Origin of the sequence: Sulfuricurvum sp., from assembly GCF_023250475.1 — a bacterium.
In the GTDB taxonomy this organism is placed as follows: domain Bacteria; phylum Campylobacterota; class Campylobacteria; order Campylobacterales; family Sulfurimonadaceae; genus Sulfuricurvum.
The window spans coordinates 1-4,261 of sequence record NZ_JAHFAQ010000153.1; the positions used below are offsets into that span (position 1 = coordinate 1).

4 protein-coding genes are annotated in these 4,261 nt (G+C 48.2%); all 4 read right to left on the bottom strand.

Annotated features, from left to right (window positions below; all coding sequences use genetic code 11):
• A partial coding sequence (locus Q0C19_RS11135; RefSeq protein WP_295056003.1) for a Maf family protein occupies positions 1–293 on the bottom strand: 293 nt, incomplete at its 3' end.
• Positions 294–296: 3 nt separating this feature from the next.
• Positions 297–833, bottom strand: coding sequence for a hypothetical protein (locus Q0C19_RS11140; RefSeq protein ID WP_295056005.1), 537 nt, complete (start codon positions 831–833; stop codon positions 297–299).
• The gene (gene alaS, locus Q0C19_RS11145; RefSeq protein WP_295056009.1) at positions 833–3,382 is read right to left on the bottom strand and encodes an alanine--tRNA ligase; all 2,550 of its coding nucleotides are present in this window, start codon (positions 3,380–3,382) and stop codon (positions 833–835) included. Before alaS ends, Q0C19_RS11140 begins: the two co-directional genes overlap by 1 nt.
• Before the next feature lie 193 nt (positions 3,383–3,575).
• Positions 3,576–4,261 (bottom strand): alpha-isopropylmalate synthase regulatory domain-containing protein (locus tag Q0C19_RS11150; RefSeq protein WP_295056007.1); only part of this gene is annotated, 686 nt, incomplete at its 5' end.

Here is a 4,261-nt window from a genome sequence, read left to right on the forward strand (position 1 = left end):
GAACCGCTTTGGGTTTCCAAAATCTCCCGTGCATCAGCTTCGTCTTTCGCTTTACGCAAAATTTTTCCCTGAGCACTCACGACCGTATCGGCGACCAGGAGGGGATAATCGGCACACCCGAATTTTTTCAAATTAACCCGATATTTTCCGAGTGTCGCTTGATAGACAAAATTTTTGGGAGTGGGGGCGATAATCGAGTCTTCATCGAAATCATATGATTCTTGGAGAAAGGGGATACCCGCCGCTCGCAGAAGTTCGGCACGAGTACTAGAAGAAGACGCTAAGCGTATCATTTTTTAATACGCGTTTCGGAGTACCACACCGATAAAGATGGCGGTAACACCCAGCACGATATTCACCGGAACCATATATTTTCCGATAAGACCCAGCATATCTTTGGCCACTTCAAGTTTTCCCTCTTGCAATGCTTTTTCCGCACGTTTGCGACGAACTATCATTGCTGCGAGATTGATCGACATAACCAGCCAAATCGCCTCTTTGATATGGACGGTATTGTAGATACTCATCGCATACTCATCGATCACATTGCCCGATGGATCCATCGCCGCCGCACGGAATCCGAGACCTACCGCCATAATGACCGCTGTAGCAATAAGGATAATAACAAACGGTGTTACGATGGTGAAAAGACGTTTAAGGGTATGTGCCGCACGCTCCAGCCGAAGTTTTGGATCGGAGATAAGTGCCAATGACTGATGGGCTGCGAAACGGACCGCTATCATCCCGCCAACCCAGATCACTGCACTGATAACGTGCAGAAATACAATCAATGTCCGATGGTGGGCAAAGGTTTCGACTAAAAACTCTTTCATTATGAGAGTTCCTTCGTCACATAAGCGAGTGCCGCATCTTTCGCTTCGCTAAGTTTGGAAGCATCTTTTCCACCCGCTTGGGCGAAATCAGGACGTCCGCCGCCGCCGCCGCCGAGAATCGGTGCAATCGCTTTGATCCAATCCCCGGCTTTGACAGCCGTGTTTTTCGCACCCGCCGCAAGAAGGACTTTATCCTCTTTGATTTGGAAGAGAATCACCGCAACCGAATCATGCTGATTTTTAAGCTCATCGATACGCTCTTTGATATCCCCCGCACTAAGCTCGGCAACGACAACCGCCGTATTTCCTATCATGCTAACTGCAAGCTCTTCTTTGGCACTGGATGACAATGCCGACATTTCCGATTTGAGGGTTTTAACCTGCTCTTTGAGACGCTCGATACCCGCTAACACATCGCGATTTTTAACCGAAGTTTCCACCTCTTCGAGGAGATGGCGCTGTTGTTTAAAGAGGTTGTACGCCGCATTGCCGCACACCGCTTCAATGCGGCGCACACCGGCGCTTACGCCGCTCTCTTTGGTGATAACAAACGTTCCGATAGAAGCGGTATTATCGACGTGAATACCGCCACAGAACTCGACCGAAGCGGTTCCGAAATTGACAACACGAACCGTATCGCCGTATTTTTCACCGAACTGCGCTTTCGCCCCGCTCTTTTTCGCTTCGTCGATGCTCATCTCACGCGTCAATCCCTCCAGCGCATGGAAGATATGATAGTTTACTCTCTCTTCCACAAGGGCAATCTCTTCATGACTCATCGCTTTTGGGTGTGAAAAATCGAAACGGAGACGGTTGTGCTCGACCAACGAACCCGCTTGGGAGATATGTTCGCCCAACAGTTCATACAACGCCGCATGAAGCAAATGGGTTGCCGAGTGGTGCTTCGTAATTTCGTTACGGGAAGGATCGACAATCGCATCTACCGTTTCGCCGACACTAAGTGTTTCTTTGGTTTCGATATGGGAGAGATTCAAACCGTGAAATTTTTTCGTATCCAAAACAGCCGCTTTGTCACCGAGAGTTCCGATATCGCCGCATTGTCCGCCGCTTTCGGCATAAAACGGAGTCTCTTCGAGGAGCACCCATCCTCTTTGGTGCGCATGAAGCTGTTCAACTCTCTCGAAATTCTCACCCAAAAGGGCTTGGATTTTAACGGGGGCTTTGGTGTAGGCATACCCGATAAAAGTATTAACGCCGAACGTTTCGAGGAGAGCTTTAAAATCACCCTCGATATGAGCATCACCGGAGCCTTTCCATGCCGCTTTTGCACGCTTGCGTTGCTCTAACATCAATGCTTCAAACGTCTCTACATCGAGAGAGAGATGTTTCTCTTTCAACATATCTTCCGTCAAATCGAGAGGGAATCCGAAAGTATCGTAGAGCTTGAACGCCACTTCTCCGCTGAAGGTCTCTTTGGTATTTTTCAACTCTTCGTTGAAAAGTTCGATCCCCGAAGCGATAGTTTTGAAAAAGCGTTCCTCTTCGAGCATAATTTGCTCTTTTAAAACTGCCAATTTTTCAACGATGTACGGATATTGTTTGCCCATCAATTCCGCAACGGTGTCGGCAATCTCAAACATAAACGGTTTGGTAAATCCAAGGAGATATCCGTGACGAACCGCACGGCGAAGAATACGACGAAGGACGTATCCTCGCCCTTCATTCGAAAAGTTCGTCCCCTGAGCAAGGAGGAATGTAACGGTACGGATATGATCGGCGATAACACGGTACGACGCACCGCTTGCATAGGTATAGGGTTTACCGATAAGAGCTTCAACACGACGGATAATCGGCATAAAAAGGGTCGAATCATAGTTGCTCAAAGCCCCTTCGAGTACCGCAGTAGCACGTTCTAGCCCCATTCCCGTATCGATCGATGGTTTCGGTAGCGGTTTCAGCTCACCCTTGGCATTGCGCTCATACTGCATAAATACAAGATTCCAGATTTCGAGGAAACGATCCCCGTCTCCCCCCATATAATCCTCAGGGCCGTTAAAATGTTCCGCACCCTGATCGACGAAAATCTCCGAACACGGTCCGCACGGTCCGGTATCTCCCATCTGCCAAAAGTTATCTTTGTCACCCAAACGCATGATGCGATCGGCGGAAATATGTTTTTTCCAGATTGCTTCGGCTTCGTCATCACTCTCATGAACCGTCACCCAAAGTTTATCGACAGGGAGTTTCATCACTTCCGTAACAAACTCCCACGCATGGGCAATCGCTTCCTCTTTGAAATAATCACCAAAACTGAAGTTCCCGAGCATCTCAAAAAACGTATGGTGACGCGCCGTGTGACCGACATTCTCTAGGTCATTATGCTTGCCTCCTGCGCGAATACATGTCTGTGCACTCGTAGCACGAGGATTGGCAGGGATAGGGATATCACCCGTAAAGATTGACTTAAACGGAACCATCCCCGCATTGGTGAAAAGGAGGGTTGCATCATCAGGAACGAGGGGAGAACTCGGAACCCGTGCGTGTTGTTTTGATTCAAAAAAGGCCAAAAAGGCTTCGCGGACATCCATCATAGTCATACTCTCATATTGGATAAAATTGCGCGATTATAGCGAAGATGGAGTTAAAAAATATTATAAAATTCCCGTGATCCAATACAAAGAGCCGTTCTGAAGGCAGTTGTGCCGAGAAGAACGTAGCGTTCTTGGATCACGGTATGATCTTTTGGTACTTTTCTGACTAAACAGAAAAGTAGAGAAGAAGTTACGAAAACGCCCGATTAAGAGCACTAAACATCGCTTTGATCGAGGCTACGGTGATGTCGTTATCACACCCTACCCCGAAAAATTTATCCAAACTCTCCGTTTGGATCTCGATGTACGCGACCGCTTCGGCACTGGAGAGCTCTCCGCGTGAATGCTCAGAGTACGAAAGAATTTTAAAGTTATGCGAATACTCCACCATCAACGCATTTTTGCACGCATCGATGGGACCGTTCCCCTGCCCTTCGCTTCGAATCATTTTGCCGTTATGGGTATATTCCAACACACATTTGGCAGAGTGCTCTTTCGCGCTCTCCGAGATCACCGAATAGTCCACAAACTCGATATCGTGCGGTTCGCCGAAATAGGTTTTCTCGAAAATGTCCAAAATCTCTTCGCTTGAGAGTTCGCGTCCCGCTTCATCGGTAACGCGCTGAACGATGGTTCCGATTTCAGGGTGCATTTTTTTCGGCAAGGAATAGCCGAATTTATCTTCGAGGACATACGCAACGCCCCCTTTGCCTGATTGCGAGTTGATACGGATAATCCCCTCATAATTTCGCCCGACATCCTGCGGGTCGATCGGCAAATACGGCACTTCCCAAAACGGATCCTCTTTGGCGCGCTGATACGCCAACCCTTTGTTGATTGCGTCTTGGTGTGAGCCTGAAAACGCAATCAACAAAG

Coding starts and splice junctions, on each gene's coding strand:
- Q0C19_RS11140 (WP_295056005.1), bottom strand. CDS start 833: ATGAAAGAGTTTTTAGTCGAAACCTTTGCCCACCATCGGACATTGATT.
- alaS (WP_295056009.1), bottom strand. CDS start 3,382: ATGGATGTCCGCGAAGCCTTTTTGGCCTTTTTTGAATCAAAACAACAC.